The sequence below is a fragment of the Sphingorhabdus sp. SMR4y genome (assembly GCF_002218195.1).
GTDB lineage: Bacteria > Pseudomonadota > Alphaproteobacteria > Sphingomonadales > Sphingomonadaceae > Parasphingorhabdus.
Map to the genome: position 1 here is coordinate 366,979 of NZ_CP022336.1, position 15,729 is coordinate 382,707.

The window sequence follows — 15,729 nt, forward strand, 5'->3', positions numbered from 1 at the left end:
ACAATGACAATGGGACAGGGGCCGCTCAGCGGCATCAGGATAATTGAAATGGAGGGGATCGGACCGGGGCCCTTTAGTGGTATGCATCTGGCCGATCTTGGCGCCGATGTCGTACTGATCGAGCGCAAGGAAAAAGGTAGTGATCCCGGCTCGACAATGCCGATTGGTATATTGAAACGCGGGAAACGTTCCATTGCGCTTGATCTCAAGAATTCGGATGACCAAGAGCTGTTGATGAATCTGATCGAGGGAGCGGACGCTCTGATTGAGGGGATGCGTCCTGGTGTAATGGAGCGTCTGAACCTTGGTCCCGATGCCTGTATGAAACGCAATCCTCGGCTGGTCTATGGCCGAATTACCGGATGGGGACAGGATGGACCATTGGCACAGGCGGCCGGTCACGATCTCAACTATGTGGCTGTCAGTTCCGCCATGTGGTATGCTAGCCCTGCGGGCGGAAAGCCCCTGCCGCCGCCCGGCCTTGTCGGGGATGTCGGCGGCGGTGCCAATTACCTGACCATTGGTCTTCTGGCAGGGATTATCCGGGCGCGCACAACTGGCAAGGGCGATGTCATTGATGCGGCGATTGTGGACGGGTCGGCTCATATGATGAATTTGGTGTTCGACCTTTTGCCGAAGGGTTTGATGCAACCGGAACGAGGCCAAAGCGCTCTGGACGGAGCGCCCTGGTATAACAGTTACCGATGTGCTGATGGTCGATATATAACGTTAGGAAGTCTCGAACCAAAATTCTATTCGGTGCTACTGGATCTGTTGAACCTTACAGACGATCCCGTGTATGAACACCAGTTCGATAAGAACGCATGGGCCAATCAAGCCAAACGGCTAAGCGATTTGTTTGCTTCTCAACCGAGCGCGCATTGGTGCGAACTTTTGGAAGGAAGCGATGCCTGTTTTGGTTTGGTGACAAGCCCTACCGACGCTGCGGATCACCCTCATAATAAGGAACGCGGCATATTTGATGACAGTCTCGGCTTTAGACAAGCCATTGCTGCACCACGTTTTGCGTCTGTGTCCAACGATTTTCTTGGTGAGGCACCTTTACATAATGAACATCGGCAGGAATTGATTGACGAAATGGTTAGTGAGCAAAGACGGTGGATTGGCGCTCATTGAATAGTGGCATCAGTTGCACCGCTGATCAGTTTGTTTAAGTTCTGCATCTTAGAAGATTATAAAAGTGTATTAGGGGGAAAAATCATGCGATTTGTTTATTTGCGCAGTGCGTCCGTTATTGTAATAGCTGCGCTGGCTCTGTCGACGGCAGGAATGGCACAAGCTCAGGAAACAGATCAGTTAACCTCTGATCAAGATCAGTCATCCGGCGGTTCTACTTTTCTGGACGATGTGATTGTTGTCACCGGCACTAAAAAGGCTGGCGGTGAGAATGTGCAGGATGCCGCGTTGGCAATTACAGCCTATGGCTCAGAAACATTGGATGCTCTGCAAGTACGCGACATTTCTAGTCTTAGTTTCAAAATGCCGAATGTTGCACTTGATGAGGTCGGCACTACGAAAGGCGTTGCGAATTTTGCTATACGCGGCCTCGGAGTGAATTCATCGATTCCTTCGATCGATCCAGCTGTCGGTGTATTTGTCGACGGCGTCTATCTGGGGATAAATGGAGGCGTTGTATTTGACACATTTGATCTGGAAAGCGTGGAAGTACTGCGCGGTCCACAGGGCATTTTGTTTGGGAGGAACGTGACTGGTGGCGCAGTATTGCTAAATACCGCTGACCCTAAGAATGAATTTCAGACAACAGCAAAACTAATCGCCGAATCTGGTCTCCGCGGGACAGGCGGAAATTATTATGCCATGGGCACGGTCACCGGCCCGATTGTTGAAGACAAGCTGTCCGCCAAATTGGCACTCTATTACAATAAGGATGATGGTTGGTTCAAAAATACGTTGGCCTCCGGCGAAACAGAGACTTTTGGTGAGTCTGAAACAGTTATCGTACGCGCCGCAATCAAAGTAACACCTAACGATATTGGTAATTTCACCTTGAAATTTGAGCACGGTGAAGCCGATGGTCAGGGACCTGCCAACCAAAACCATATAAACGGACGTGGGGTAGAGGCGGCACCTTTAAATCCTCCGGGCACTTCCGGAAGGTTCAGCCGTGAGAGCTTTGATTTCTCCATTGATGAGCTCGGCTTTTTCGATACAAGTTGGAACCAAGTGATTGCTACGATCAACGTTGATGTCAATATTGGTGATGGCGGTTCTATTGTCAATGTTTTCGGTTGGCGCGAATATGAACAGACGGCTCGCAGCGACATTGACGGCACTCCACTGTCACTGTTTCATGGGGACTTTGCAACAAAGCAGAACCAGATATCGAACGAACTGCGATTTAATGGACGCTTTGGCGACATGGTCGATTTGACGACAGGTATCTATTATTTCTCACAGAAACTGGTATATACAGAAGGACGCGATCTGCTTGGTGCGCTGACGCCAACAGGCGTACCGGCACTGACACAGCATGGCGGTGGTATAGTAGATCAGGAGACATTCGGCGTCTTCGCCGCGGTTGACATAGACCTGACCGATAGTTTTTCGATCAACGCCGGTATCCGCTATGCTGACGAAACAAAAGATGCCCAAGTCGCATCACTCGTTAATAATGTGAATACCCCTTGTAATGTCATCGCGGGAACTTGCGCATTCGATTTCGTGGATATATTCCAAACGTCGAACTGGTCACCCAAGATCGGTATTGGCTATGAATTCAGTCCGGATGCACGAATGTACGCGCATTGGGCGCGGGCCTATCGGGCCGGTGGTTTCAACTTGCGTAATACAGCCGCTGATAAGGTTAATTTTGGACCTGGTCCGTTTCAGGATGAACAGATCGATTCCTTTGAGTTGGGCTTTAAGTCTGAGCCCATGCCGCGCTCGCGTCTGAACTTTGCGGTCTTCTATAACCAAATGGAAAGCCTGCAGCGTGAAATTCTCTTGACTGATCCGATTGCGGGTATCGTTCAGGTTATTCGGAACACTGCCGATGCTACCATCTGGGGCGTTGAGATCGACGGCCAGATTGAAATTCTTCCTGGCTTATTGCTTGAAGGTTCTCTCGGATATGTCGACGGTGACTATAAAAACGTGGTGTTTGACCTCAATGGCGACGGAGTAATTGATACAGATGATGCTTCTCTGCAGATTCCGCGCCTCGCTAACTGGACCGGTAATATCGGGCTGATCGCCGAACAAGAAATGGACTTTGGTACCCTAACTGGCCGGGTCGCCTATTCACATCGTGATGGTGCGGCGCTTACCGACAATAATCTCGGTTTTTTAAACCCATCTGACCGGATTGATGCCAGCGTTTCGTTCGCGCTCATGGATGGGGATATGACTTTCACACTCTATGGTAAGAACCTGACCAACGATGTGCAGCATGGCGGCGATACGCTGCTTCCGGACATCTTGGGGCCGGTACCGCTCGGCGGCACACTTGCGCCGCTTTCTCGCGGAAGGACATTTGGCATCGAGTTGAGGTTGAATAGCTTTTGATGCGATAGCATTGATTTCCGGGTCGGGCTGCTAAGTAAATATTACATTTCTCCTTTGCCGAAACGGCATCGCAATGTTTGCCGCAACCGATCCGGATTGAAAACGAATATGGGATTCGTTTTCCAGACAAAACTGGAGGTTTCTCTTTACGCACTTGTCACCTGACGGGTGTTGAAGAGGGGAGAGGTGGCTCGGGAAAACTGCACAGCGGGATAAGTGGATTTTCTGTCTAACGGCGGCCAAGGCGGCCGCATGACAGGAGCGTATATGAGCAGACGACCACGCCGGAACCACAGTCCGGCATTTAAAGCAAAGGTGGCATTGGCTGCGGTGAAGGGTGAGAAGACGCTGGCTGAGTTAGTGCAGCAGTTTGACGTTCACGCAAACCAGATCACGGCCTGGCGCACTCAGTTGCTGGAAGGGGCTGCGGGTGTTTTCGGATCGGACGGCGGTAGCGCAGCGGCAGAGCCGGCGATCGACGTAAAGACGATGCACGCCAAGATTGGCGAGTTGACGCTGGTGAATGATTTTTTGGCCGGAGCGCTCGGGAAAGCCGGACTGTTGCCGGGCGCAAAACGATGATCGATCGCAAGCACGCATTGCCGCTCGTGCGGCAGGCCCGGGAATTGAGGATCAGCCGTGGCAGCGTGTATTACCTGCCTCGGCCGGTATCGCCTGCCGATCTGGCGATCATGCGGCGGATCGATGAGCTGCACCTGGAGTTCCCGTATGCAGGCAGCCGAATGCTGCGCGATCTTCTGCGCCAGGAGGGCATCAAGATCGGCCGCCTGCATGTCGCCAGCTTGATGAAGAAGATGGCGATCGAAGCCATCTACCGCCGCCCGAACACTTCGAAGCCGGCTCCAGGGCATAAGATCTACCCCTATTTGCTGCGAGGACTGCCGATCGTGCGGCCGGGTCAGGTGTGGGCTACAGACATCACCTACATCCCGATGGCCAGGTAAACCTCCTCATACTTCACTGAACGCCAGAGCCGTTCTACAATGACGTTGCCGCGCCATGCACCCCTGCCGTCCATGCTGATGGCGATTTTTTCGCGCAGCAGCACGCTGGTGAAAGCCATGCTGGTGAACTGACTGCCCTGGTCGGTGTTGAATATCTCAGGGTTGCCATAGCGGGCCAGTGCTTCTTCCAGGGCCTCGACGCAAAAATCAGCCTCCATCGTGATCGATAGTCGCCATGAGAGAACCTTGCGACTGAACCAGTCGACGATGGCAACGAGATAGACAAAACCCTTGCACGCCTATGGCGGGGTCAGCGAAGCCCGGTCGTCGATCGGCAGGTATCTGGGCTTTTACAATGGGAGAAGACCGCATTCGAGCCTTGCCGCCAAGACGCCCGATCAAACATATTTTGACAACCTACCTGTGAAAATGGCAGCATGAATTTGGCAACCGATATGGGGTGTCATTCCGGTCGGGCTACGCCCTCCCTGCATGACACCCCATATCGGAATATTGAGGAAACAAACGGCAGACGATCCGCTTATCTTTTGCCAATCGCTGTGCAAACAAACCGAGCCACCTCTGTATTCTCGATGGATGATGTGGGATTAGTTAGGACGTTACGGGACATTGAGGAGTTCCTTGCATCTGCGCCAGTTCTCCCCTTCCCGGCAGCCTCCCCTCTTCAACACGTAAGAAAACACTTTCCTACAGCTATATGTTCTATTTATGTTCTCATCCGATTCGATACAAGATGGAGATGAATTTTGGCAAAGATGCTATCAATAGGGCTGCTTACGATTACGCTGTGCTCGAGCGTGGCATGGGCACAAGATGTGAGTTTACAGGAAAGCAATGGCGGTCCTACAACGGAACTTGGGGATCAGCAGGCCGATGAAAATTCAACGTTTCAGCTATTCCAGCATGGAATTTGGCAGCCAGCAAATCCATTGCAAACCATCCCCAGAACATCTGCAGTTCATGATGATGCCAGAACCAATCTACAAAAGAGAAAGCTTTCAAGGCTCAGCCGAACTGCTTCGTCCAGGCGGACTATCTATATATCCTCCATCCGGGCAGCGGAAAGGAAACACGCCCTCCCCTTTGGGTTGCTCGACGCTCTAATTTGGCAGGAATCACGGTATAATCCAATGGCTGTAAGCCCAGCGGGTGCTGTTGGTCTGGCCCAACTTATGCCAGGAACAGCTTCGGACCTTGGGGTACGCAATCGCTATGACCCTGTGGCCAACATTAACGGCGGTGCCCGCTATTTAAGGCAAATGTTGGACAAATTTGGCGGAATTCACTTGGCGCTAGCGGCATATAATGCCGGACCGAATGCGGTGCAGCGAGCCAAAGGTATTCCTCGATATCGGGAAACCCGCGACTACGTGAAGAAGGTTCTAGCGCGCTGGACAGAATCGGGACTGTAGGACAGAGAACACTTGATTGTAGCGCGACAAACAGGATGATCAACGCGACAACCAAGATAAGAATCGGTCATAACGGCGTCGCCATGATGTTCGTCCTGGTTGTCGCTGACAAGGATTAATTTTGAGTTTGGTTGTCGCTGCGCGACAGCTCGTCCGATTTTGCTGGACTGAGCGTTGCCGGGCATGGAGTGCCCGGCAACATTTTGATGAGGCAACGCCTCAGGATTCGGTACCATTTGTTGGTGAGGCAACGCGAGTGCCCTTGATTGTCGCGCGTGTTGGTGGTCGGCCAGCGCCGTGTTGCTTGCGATCGAGAGCGGCGCGCCTTCGGTAACTGTCGACGTTCATTTCGAAGATTGTCGAGTGATGAACAATGCGATCGACGGCTGCCAGCGTCATGGCGGGGTCTGGGAAGATTCGATTCCAGTCGCCAAAAGGCTGGTTGGCGGTAATCAGGAGCGATCGCCGCTCGTAGCGGGCACTGATGAGCTCGAAGAGAACGGAGGTTTCCGCCTGATCCTTGCTGATGTACGCAAAATCGTCGAGCACCAGTAAATCCACGCGGTCGAGCTTGGCGATGGCCGCTTCGAGTGCCAGCTCCCGTCTGGCGACCTGCAGCTTCTGGACGAGGTCGGAGGTTCGGGTGAACAGGACCCGGTATCCTTTCTCGACAAGGGCGAACCCGATCGCTGACGATAAGTGCGATTTTCCGCCGCCAGGCCCCCCTATCAGGATCAGATTGGCGCCCTTGTCGAGCCAGGCGTCGCCAGCGCACAAGGCCATGACATGCGCCTTGGAGACCATCGGGACGGCCGTGAAGTCGAAGCTGTCGATGCTCTTGCCGGGCAGCAGGCGGGCCTCATTGAGATTGCGCTCAATGCGCCTGAGATCACGCTGGGTGACTTCATGCTCGGCGAGCGTGGCCAGGAAGCGGGCGGCGGGCCAGCCTTCCTTGTCGGCCTGCCTGGCAAGGTCTGGCCAGTTCACCTTGATGGTGGGAAGGCGGAGCTCGTTGAGGAGCAGGGTCAGCCGGGCGCTGTCAATGCTCTGGGTCATGCCGCCGCTCGCGTGGGCTGGCTGAGCAGCGCTTCGTAGCTGCTCAGCGAGGCGAGATGGACAAAGACCTCAGGCAGGCTTTCAGGGTCGGGCGCAAATCGTTTGCGCAAGACGGCCATGTCGGGAATGCGCTGCGCGGCCAGGTCCTCGTCGAGGACAGCTGCGAGTTCCGCTTCGCAGCCGCGGTCATGAGCAAGCCCAAGCAGATCGACCATCATATGGCATGCGGCCTTCTCGCCGTGTTGCTCAAGCAGCCAGTAGAAGCTCTGGCGATACGCCGCACGCGGGAAGAGTTTGTCGCGGTAGACAAGGCGCATGAGCGCCATGGGTTTGCGCCTGAGCGCATGGATGACGTGATGATAATTGACCATTTGGCCGTGCTTCCCATTGGCCTCGGCGTGACCGCGCGCGGCGGTCATTACCTGTGTCGCGCCGACAAACACATCGAGGCGAGCATCGTACAGCCGGACTCGCAGGCGATGGCCGATCAATCGGGACGGGACGGTGTAGAATACCTTGAGAAGCGTGAAGCCGCCTGAGGTGGTGACCCGGACAAGCTTCTCGGTAAAGTCGCTGCTGCGCCGCAGGGGAAGAGGCTGAAGAGCCGGGCGCTCGGCATCAATGCGCTTGGCATTGCGGGTATTGTTGCGACCGACGAGTTCGTCGATGAAGCACCGGTAGGCGGCGAGATCGTCAAAGTCGCGCGACCCCCGCATCAGGAGTGCGTCCTCGACCTGTGCCTTGAGATGGCCGTGGGGGCTCTCGATCGATCCGTTCTCATGGGCGACACCTCGATTGTTGCGCGTCGGCTCCATGCCGTAGTCCTGGCACAGCGCGTCATAGCGCCGCGTCAGGTCCGTACTCGCGTCCTTGTCGAGATTACGGAAGGCCGCCGAGAGGCTGTCGCTGCGGTGATTGGCAGGACTTCCTCCCAAGGCCCACAGAGCGTTCTGCAGCCCTTCAGCGAGCGCCACAAAGCTTTCCCCGCCCAGGATGACATGGGCGTGCTGAAAGCCCGAACAGGCGAGGCGAAAATGATAGAGCATATGCTTGAGACGCACGCCGCCGACGGTGACACGCAGCTTGTTCATGTGCGTAAAGTCCGAAAGGCCCATGCGGCCCGGTTCATGGACCTGACGGAATATCACGTCGCATTCCGCACCATGAAGAGCACGCCATCCCCGGATCCGGCGCTCCAGCGTACGTCGCACCCCGGGGGCGAGGTCGGGGTGACGCCGCTGCAGTTCCGCAAAAATACCGACAGCCCGCAGGCCCGGCGACGCCTCGAGCATCGGGACAACCTCGTTGTCGAAGATATTTACCAGGGGGTCAGGTCGCCGGCTTCCGCGAGGAACCTTTTTCTGTGACGGCAAGCGCGGATCGCCCGCAATCCGGTACGCAGTAGATGTGCTGAAGCCCGCACGCGCGGCAGAGGTGGCCAATGTGTCATTCTGTCGATTTTTCATATAGAGTCTCACTTGGTGATCGTTGATGTGTCGACCTGGCATTGAACAACTTCCCTTTTGGACGAGAGAAGTCGTTCCTTACACGATCGGCCATGATCACCGACGGCGCGGTCCCTAAAGATCGCGCCGTCACCTTTGAGGATGTTGCCTGCGGGCTACGCCCGCAGGCAACATCCTCAAAGGTGAGTTCTTATCCTGATTGACGGCGCTTTTTCACCTAGATTGTCGCGCGACACCGATCATGTAGGTGGCATGATCCGGCAGCGCGGGATAGGTAAGTTTTGCACCGATATGATCGCTCATCTGACCTTCGCTTAAACACAGGACCAGCGGCCTACCGATCCCGTCACACACGGCATGGAGCTTGCTATTCAAGCCGCCCTTGGTGCGTCCGATATATCTGGAAACAGATCCTTTTTTAAAAGGCTGGCAGCGGTACGATGTGCTTTGAGATGCGTGGCATCGATCATCAGCACATCATCGGCATCGCTGGTAGCGGCCAGCGCAGCAAATATCTTGTTGAACACACCCATGCGGCTCCAGCGAATGAAGCGATTATAGATCGTTTTATGTGGCCCGTAAGCAGCGGGGGCATCGCGCCAGCGCAGACCACCCTGGATGACAAAGATGATCCCGCTTAATATCCGCCGGTCATCGACCCTGGGAACCCCGTGCGATAACGGAAAATACGGCTCTATCCGGCGCATCTGCGCCTTGCTCAATATAAACAGATCACTCATCAGTGGCACCTCCTTTGAGGCCACCATTGAATCACAAAAATACCGCGGTGGGAATCCCTTTAATAGGTCCTGACCCTAATGTTTCGTGACGTCCTCCCTGTTTTTTCCTCCAGTTTGAATGAGAGTTTTCCGGTATTGTAACCCTGATTATGAAGGAGCGTGCCATGAAGAAGAGTCGATATACTGAGGAACAAATTGCCTACGCGATGAAGCAGGCGGAGACGGGAACGCCGGTGGCGGAGGTAATCCGCCGGATGGGGATTTCGGAGCAGACGTTTTACCGCTGGAAGAAGCTTTACGGCGGGCTGGGTGTTGGTGAGTTGAGACGGCTCAAGCAGTTGGAGGACGAGAACCGGCAGCTCAAACGATTGGTTGCTGATCTCAGCCTGGACAAGCATATTTTGCAGGATGTTCTGTCAAAAAAAGTCTGAGGCCTGATCGGCAGCGCGAGATCGCCCGGTACGTCCAGTCGAGTCATGCGGTCAGTGAGCGCCGGAGCTGCGCCATACTGACCTTCGACCGGCGGAGCATAAGATACCCCAAGGTCCGAAGCTGTCCCTGGCATGAGTTGGGCAAGACCAACCGCACCCGCTGGACTAACAGCCATCGGATTATACCGCGATTCCTGCCAAATTAGCGCATCTAGCAACCCAAAGGGAAGGGCATGTTTCCTTTCGGCTGCCCGGATCGAGGTTAGGTAAATAGACCGTCTGGAGGAGGTTGTTCGGCTAAGCCGCGTAAGTTTTCTCTTTTGTAGATTGGTTCTGGCACCGTCATGAACTGCCGATGTTTTGGGGACAGGTTGTAATGGATTTTCTGGATGCCAAATTCCGTGTTGGAATAGCTGGAACGTTGAATTTCCATCTGCCTGATTGTCGGGAGTTTCTGTTTCGGGAGTACCGCTGCTTTCCGGTAAACTTGCTTCTTGTGCCCAAGCCGTGCTGGAACACAACACTATTGCTAGCAGTCCCATTGAGAGCTTCTTTGCCAAAATTCATCTCCATCTTGCATCGAATCGGATGAGAACATAAATAGAACATACAGCTGTAGGAAAGCGTTTTCTTACGTGTTGAAGAGGGGAGGCTGCCGGGAAGGGGAGAACTGGCGCAGATGCAAGGAACTCCTCGATGTCCCGTAACGTCCTAACTAATCCCACGTCATCCCTCGAGAATACTGCCAGACAGATTTGTGAAAAATTTTCAGGCTATTGGAAAAATAGCAAAGGAATGTGCTGCTGCCCGGCACATGATGACAATACCCCATCGCTTGGAGTTAGCATCGGCCGGAATGCGATTCTTTTTCACTGTTTCGCGGGATGTCCGCAGAAAGACGTGCTTGCGGGACTTGAGCGCCAAGGTGTGCCCGCACGCAGTCTGTTCAGCGGGAGCTCCGTTTCAATTCCCGCAGCAAACCCCAAAGAGATAAAACCAAGCGCCAATGCACAGCGGCTCTGGCGGCAGGCTCAGCGCCTGCAGGGAAGCATAGCCCGGACTTATCTCCAAAAGCGCCTGATTAGTATTACTTCCCCAGAATTGCGCTTCCTCGAACGCACGCCGCTTCGCCCCAAAGGCCATGTCCGCTTTTTACCGGCAATGCTGGCAGCGGTGCGCACAGACGCTGAAATCATGGCCATTCACCGCACTTTCCTGCTTGCCGATGGTTCAGGCCAGGCCGATTTCATAAAACCCAAACGCGCGCTGGGATCCCTCGGCACCGGGGCCGTGCGCCTTTTTCCACCCAAAAATGGAGTTCTGGGATTAGCGGAAGGCACAGAAAGCGCCATGTCCGCGACGCAGCTTACCGGCATTCCGACCTGGGCGACGCTGGGCAATGAGCGTTTCGGGATCGTTACCATCCCGGAAAGCGTGAAGCGGCTTTATCTCTTCGTGGATCATGACGCTGGCGGCGACCTTGCCGAAGCCAAGGCCCGTGAACATTTTCAGATGCCCGACCGGTCGATTATAGCGCGCCGACCCGGTCAGCGCGGCGATGACTGGAATAACGAATTGTTTCGAGCAATCGCAGCTTCCACTTAACCCGGTCCACCCGTGACCCAGAGGAAAGGGGGCTTTTCCCTGATTATGCACGAGATGGCCGTCTGAGGTCTGTCCGTGCCTAACGGAGGAAAACCATCATGACTCTACAAAACGCACAGTTGCAACTTGACGATACACAGGATCTGGCCAGCGAAATAATAATCAAGGCCGCTCAGGAAATAACAGGTCGCCTCGGAACAGGTTCCCAAGTCACACGAAAAGACATCAACGCTATTTTCGAAACCCTCACCGGAAGCAGCGATGCGACCGATGGCTGGTCGGTAAAAATGACTGGCTGTGCCATCGAGCTGGCAGAGCTAATATGGCTTCGCGAACATTCCGGTATTTCACTCAATTCCGATTTTGCTGAAGTCGACAAATGCTTCATGGCCCTTGAGCAAGTTCTTCCGCCACAACATAACCGGCATGATGACCAGATTGCCCTCCAGCAATTTTCGACCCCTACCCGGCTTGCCTGGGCGATGGCTTTGGCAGCGGGCATTTCGCGCGACGATATCGTGCTCGAGCCATCTGCCGGAACGGGAATTCTCGCCATTTGGCCGCATCTTGTCGGCGCGAAGCTGATCCTCAATGAGATTGATGACCTGCGTAGTGCTTGTCTAAGCGAGCTGTTTCCGGGCGCTGTGCTCTCCTCACACGATGGCGAGCTGATCAATGAGTTGCTTCCATCCCGCCACAATCCAAATCTCGTGCTTATGAACCCGCCATTTGCGTGTAGCGCCGAACGCGGAAAAGATGGTCGCTCGGCTCTGCGGCACTTGCGTTCTGCATGGCGGCGTATGGCAGTTGGCGGCCGGCTTGTGGCGATCATGCCCGAGGGATTCAGCGCCGCCAAATTTGCCAAAAGCGAACCGGCACCATGTGCACTGCGCCTTGATGTGCGCATCATACGATCTTTTACACGCCGGGGAACCGGCATCACCGTGCGTCTTGTTGTCATCGACAAAATTGCTGCCGAACAATGCGCAGCGCCAATCGACATCGCTGATTTTGAGGGTTTGTACGACGCCTGCTGCGCTTTGCCCGAGCGCGCCGCCTCAAAATCCACTGCGCAAACTTCCAGACCCAAAGCAAACCCACTCGCGCTTGTGTCGAGCTACCGTTCCAAACGCCCGGTCGCGCAAGTTTCAAAATCCTCACCAGACATGCAAATATTCGAAAAGCTCATCTTTGAAGTTCTCGACGATGCGGCACCAACGCCGGAGCAAAAAGGCATTTATCTAGCCTACCGGCCAAGCCGGATAACAATCGAAAATGCTCCTGTTCACCCGACACCGCTGGTGGAATCGGTGGCGATGGGGTCTGTTGCTGCACCAATCCCGCAGCACCAGCCGGTGGTTCCAGCTGACTGGCGGGAGAAACAGCTACTTTCCGATGCCCAGTGCGAAACGCTTATTTATGCAGTGAATGCCTTCGCCCGCGATTTGCCCGGAACTTACAGGCCAATCAACGAAGGCTCCGGGCTGGAACCGTCCGAAGAGGGTTTTCGCTACCGTACGGGCTTCTTTCTCGGAGACGGTACCGGAGCGGGCAAGGGTCGTGAGATTGCCAGCGTTATCATGGACAGATGGCTGCAGGGCCATTGCCGCCATATCTGGGTCACCAAGAACGAAACCTTGCTCGAGGACGCCCGCCGGGACTGGTCAGCCCTTGGCGGCCTGCCGCTCGATATCCAGTCGCTTTCGAGTTGGAAACTGGGAAGGTCGGTTTCAATGTCAGGCGGGATTTTATTCGTCACTTATCCAACGCTGCGTTCGGGCCGGATGGATACGACAAGGCTCGCTCAAATATTGGAATGGGCAGGGGACGAATTTGACGGCGTCATCGCTTTTGACGAAGCCCATGCAATGGCGAATGCACTGGGAGGAACAGGAAGCCGAGGCAAGGTCAGAGGATCGGAGCAAGGCATCGCTGGTCTGCGGCTCCAAAATCTTTTGCCCCGAGCGCGGATAATATATGCATCGGCAACCGGTGCATCCGATATTGCAAATCTTGGCTATGCGGCGCGCCTTGGGCTCTGGGGGCCGGAAACCGCCTTTCCAAATTATGATAAGTTTCTATGCGATATCCGCGCCGGCGGCATATCTGCGATGGAACTGGTCGTGCGCGATCTTAAATCCCAAGGGCTTTATCTGGCCCGCGCCTTGTCCTTTGCGGGCGTTGAATATGAACTTCTCGAGCATGAACTTACCACAGAGCAGATATCGGTCTACGATAGTTATGCCGAGGCTTGGGCGATTATTCACAAAAATCTCGAGGCGGCCCTCGAAGCTACGCGGATCGTTGATGAGGATAGCGGCGATACGCTTAACCGAAATGCAAAAGCAGCGGCGCTTTCGATATTCGAGGGAACCAAGCAGCGTTTCTTCGCGCAGCTGCTGCTATCGATGAAACTTCCCAGCCTGCTCCCAGCGATCGAACAGGCATTGGAAGACAGACATTCCGCCGTTGTGCAGCTTGTCTCGACCGCCGAGGCCATGCTCAACCGCAGACTTGCCGATCTCAGCGCCGAAGAACGCGAACAGCTCGATATCGACCTGTCGCCGCGCGAATATGTGATTGATTATCTGGCCAAAAGTTTTCCGGTCCGTTTGATGCAGGTGTTCCGCGATGATGACGGCAACTTGCGATCAGAGCCTATGTCCACTTCTGAAGGCCATCCGGTGCTTTGCCCGCGCGCCGTTCAGGCGAGAGACGCGATGATCGAAAAGCTTTGTGCGCTTCCGCCCATTTGGGCGGCGCTTGATGCGGTAATCGAACGTTTTGGAACAGACCATGTTGCCGAAGTGACGGGCCGGACCCGCAGGCTTGTCAATGGCAGCGACGGACGTCAACGCCTTGAACGCCGTACGGCGCGGTCGAATTTAGTCGAAGCTCAGAGTTTCATGGACGGCGAGAAGCGCGTGCTGGTATTTTCTGATGCGGGCGGGACAGGCCGGTCCTATCATGCCGATCTGGACGTACAAAACCAGCAGCGCCGCGTGCATTTCCTTCTCGAACCGGGATGGCGGGCAGACAATGCCATACAAGGACTTGGCCGCACCAACCGCACCAACCAGGCATCCGCGCCGCTCTTTCGGCCCGTAACCACTGACGTCAAAGGCGAACGGCGGTTTATCTCCACGATCGCCCGGCGGCTCGATAGCCTTGGCGCATTGACCCGCGGCCAAAGGCAGACCGGCGGGCAAAACCTGTTTAATCCGGCTGATAATCTTGAAAGCGAATATGCTCGCGACGCGCTCACTAGCTGGTTCCACCTGCTCTATGCAGGTAAATTGGATGCCGTATCACTGGACCGTTTTCAGGATGTCACGGGCCTTAAGCTTGAAACACCCGATGGTGATCTGGCTGAAAAACTGCCAACCATCCAGCGCTGGCTAAACCGGATACTCGCGCTGCCCATCGCTTTGCAGAATGCAATATTTGATGAATATCTCTCGCTGATTGAAGCCCGCGTGGAAGCAGCGCGCGAAGCGGGAACCTTGGATCTCGGCGTTGAAACGATTGCGGTTGATACATTTGAAATTATGTCGGACAAGCTGCTCCGAACGGACAGCGTCTCTGGGGCAACCACGCATCTTGTGACGTTGAAAACACAGCGCCCGCTCAAACCGCTTCGCTTCAAGCGGCTTTACAAGCTTTACGATTTCAGCCTGCCGCAAGTTCAATTATTACGCAATGCGCGCTCCGGGGGTGTCGCCCTTTCTGTTCCGACCCGGCGTATGATCACCGATGAGGGAGAGACGATCGAACGTCGCCGGCTGATCAGGCCGCTAAAAACGGTAAACTGGACACTCGAAGCTTTGTCGGAAAGTCTCTGGGAGCGGGTTGATTTCAAAATCTTTCGAAAAGGCTGGTTGGAGGAGGAAGAACAAGCGGCGTCCGAAACGGCCCATGAACGCGTTCATCTTGCCACCGGATTGCTACTGCCAGTTTGGAATAAAATTCCAGGAGAGTTTGTCCGTGTCACCCGTATTGCTGCGAGCGACGGGTGTTCGATCATTGGCCGCGAAATTTCCGAACTCGATATGGCTGATCTCGCACGGGCCTTTGGTCTCGATCTTGATCAGACAATCAATCCCTCCCGGATTGCGGAAATGGTGATGCAAAGCGGCAAGCCGTTTTCAGTTCAATGCCATGATGACCTTATGGCCAAACGCTCACTGGTCAATGGCAGCCAGCGACTGGAACTGACGGGCTTTTCAGCCGAGCGTCTCAACTGGTATAAATCCAAAGGCTGTTTCACCGAGATTATCCGCTACCGCACGCGTCTATTCGTGCCGGTCAATGAAGCAGCGCAGATACTGGAAAAACTGGCGACCTAAGTGCTGCCGCTCTCCCCCAATTTCAAACCACCAGAAAGCGAACGCGTGATCCCTAGCAATGAGAGGGGAGGAGGCTTGGCTCTTTTGAACCCGGTTTTGGCGATGGTCGCAGAAAATCGTTGGTTCGTTTCTTCAGGAGTT

7 protein-coding genes and 6 pseudogenes are annotated in these 15,729 nt (G+C 54.7%); 8 read left to right on the top strand and 5 right to left on the bottom strand.

Annotated elements, in window-relative coordinates; translation table 11 throughout:
- The first annotated feature begins 3 nt into the window (after positions 1-3).
- The 3 genes and pseudogenes from SPHFLASMR4Y_RS01690 to SPHFLASMR4Y_RS01700 form a co-directional block, all read left to right on the top strand.
- Complete coding sequence (locus SPHFLASMR4Y_RS01690) at positions 4-1,137, top strand: CaiB/BaiF CoA transferase family protein (RefSeq protein WP_089132024.1); 1,134 nt, start codon at positions 4-6, stop codon at positions 1,135-1,137.
- 3 nt (positions 1,138-1,140) lie between these two features.
- Positions 1,141-3,546 carry a TonB-dependent receptor gene (locus SPHFLASMR4Y_RS01695; RefSeq protein ID WP_260807033.1) on the top strand — a complete coding sequence of 802 codons (2,406 nt, stop codon included), beginning with the start codon at positions 1,141-1,143 and terminating at the stop codon, positions 3,544-3,546.
- 267 nt (positions 3,547-3,813) lie between these two features.
- Positions 3,814-4,508: pseudogene (locus tag SPHFLASMR4Y_RS01700) on the top strand (IS3 family transposase); the annotation flags it as partial.
- Here SPHFLASMR4Y_RS01700 and SPHFLASMR4Y_RS01705 read toward each other — a convergent pair.
- Positions 4,505-4,804: pseudogene (locus SPHFLASMR4Y_RS01705) on the bottom strand (transposase); the annotation flags it as partial. The pseudogenes SPHFLASMR4Y_RS01700 and SPHFLASMR4Y_RS01705 overlap by 4 nt on opposite strands.
- On the opposite strand from SPHFLASMR4Y_RS01705, the pseudogene SPHFLASMR4Y_RS16840 reads away from it, so the two are divergent.
- Together SPHFLASMR4Y_RS16840 and SPHFLASMR4Y_RS01710 are read left to right on the top strand one after the other, a co-directional pair.
- A pseudogene (locus SPHFLASMR4Y_RS16840) lies at positions 4,803-4,952 on the top strand (integrase core domain-containing protein); the annotation flags it as partial. The pseudogenes SPHFLASMR4Y_RS01705 and SPHFLASMR4Y_RS16840 sit on opposite strands and share 2 nt — an antisense overlap.
- Positions 4,953-5,278: 326 nt before the next feature.
- On the top strand, positions 5,279-5,944 hold the full coding sequence (locus SPHFLASMR4Y_RS01710) for a lytic transglycosylase domain-containing protein (protein ID WP_236554105.1): 666 nt from the start codon (positions 5,279-5,281) through the stop codon (positions 5,942-5,944).
- Positions 5,945-6,163: 219 nt separating this feature from the next.
- On the opposite strand, the gene istB is transcribed toward SPHFLASMR4Y_RS01710, so the two are convergent.
- The 3 genes and pseudogenes from istB to SPHFLASMR4Y_RS01725 all read right to left on the bottom strand — a co-directional run.
- Positions 6,164-7,000 carry an IS21-like element helper ATPase IstB gene (gene istB, locus SPHFLASMR4Y_RS01715; RefSeq protein WP_089132016.1) on the bottom strand — a complete coding sequence of 279 codons (837 nt, stop codon included), beginning with the start codon at positions 6,998-7,000 and terminating at the stop codon, positions 6,164-6,166.
- Complete coding sequence (istA, locus tag SPHFLASMR4Y_RS01720; protein ID WP_089132015.1) at positions 6,997-8,508, bottom strand: IS21 family transposase; 1,512 nt, start codon at positions 8,506-8,508, stop codon at positions 6,997-6,999. The genes istB and istA overlap by 4 nt, the downstream gene beginning before the upstream one ends.
- A gap of 216 nt (positions 8,509-8,724) precedes the next feature.
- Positions 8,725-9,206, bottom strand: a pseudogene (locus SPHFLASMR4Y_RS01725) (IS5 family transposase); the annotation flags it as partial.
- A 164-nt stretch (positions 9,207-9,370) separates the two neighbouring features.
- On the opposite strand from SPHFLASMR4Y_RS01725, the pseudogene SPHFLASMR4Y_RS01730 reads away from it, so the two are divergent.
- Positions 9,371-9,649, top strand: a pseudogene (locus tag SPHFLASMR4Y_RS01730) (transposase); the annotation flags it as partial.
- A gap of 146 nt (positions 9,650-9,795) precedes the next feature.
- On the opposite strand, the pseudogene SPHFLASMR4Y_RS01735 reads toward SPHFLASMR4Y_RS01730, so the two are convergent.
- Positions 9,796-10,179 (bottom strand): annotated as a pseudogene (locus SPHFLASMR4Y_RS01735) (lytic transglycosylase domain-containing protein); the annotation flags it as partial.
- Positions 10,180-10,333: 154 nt separating this feature from the next.
- On the opposite strand from SPHFLASMR4Y_RS01735, the gene SPHFLASMR4Y_RS01740 reads away from it, so the two are divergent.
- Positions 10,334-11,242, top strand: a complete 909-nt coding sequence (locus tag SPHFLASMR4Y_RS01740; RefSeq protein ID WP_089132027.1) for a toprim domain-containing protein — start codon at positions 10,334-10,336, stop codon at positions 11,240-11,242.
- A gap of 98 nt (positions 11,243-11,340) precedes the next feature.
- The gene (locus SPHFLASMR4Y_RS01745) at positions 11,341-15,588 is read left to right on the top strand and encodes a strawberry notch-like NTP hydrolase domain-containing protein (RefSeq protein WP_089132028.1); all 4,248 of its coding nucleotides are present in this window, start codon (positions 11,341-11,343) and stop codon (positions 15,586-15,588) included.
- The last annotated feature ends 141 nt before the right edge of the window (positions 15,589-15,729 follow it).

Coding starts and splice junctions, on each gene's coding strand:
- SPHFLASMR4Y_RS01690 (WP_089132024.1), top strand. CDS start 4: ATGACAATGGGACAGGGGCCGCTCAGCGGCATCAGGATAATTGAAATG.
- istB (WP_089132016.1), bottom strand. CDS start 7,000: ATGACCCAGAGCATTGACAGCGCCCGGCTGACCCTGCTCCTCAACGAG.
- istA (WP_089132015.1), bottom strand. CDS start 8,508: ATGCCAGGTCGACACATCAACGATCACCAAGTGAGACTCTATATGAAA.
- SPHFLASMR4Y_RS01740 (WP_089132027.1), top strand. CDS start 10,334: ATGTCCCGTAACGTCCTAACTAATCCCACGTCATCCCTCGAGAATACT.
- SPHFLASMR4Y_RS01745 (WP_089132028.1), top strand. CDS start 11,341: ATGACTCTACAAAACGCACAGTTGCAACTTGACGATACACAGGATCTG.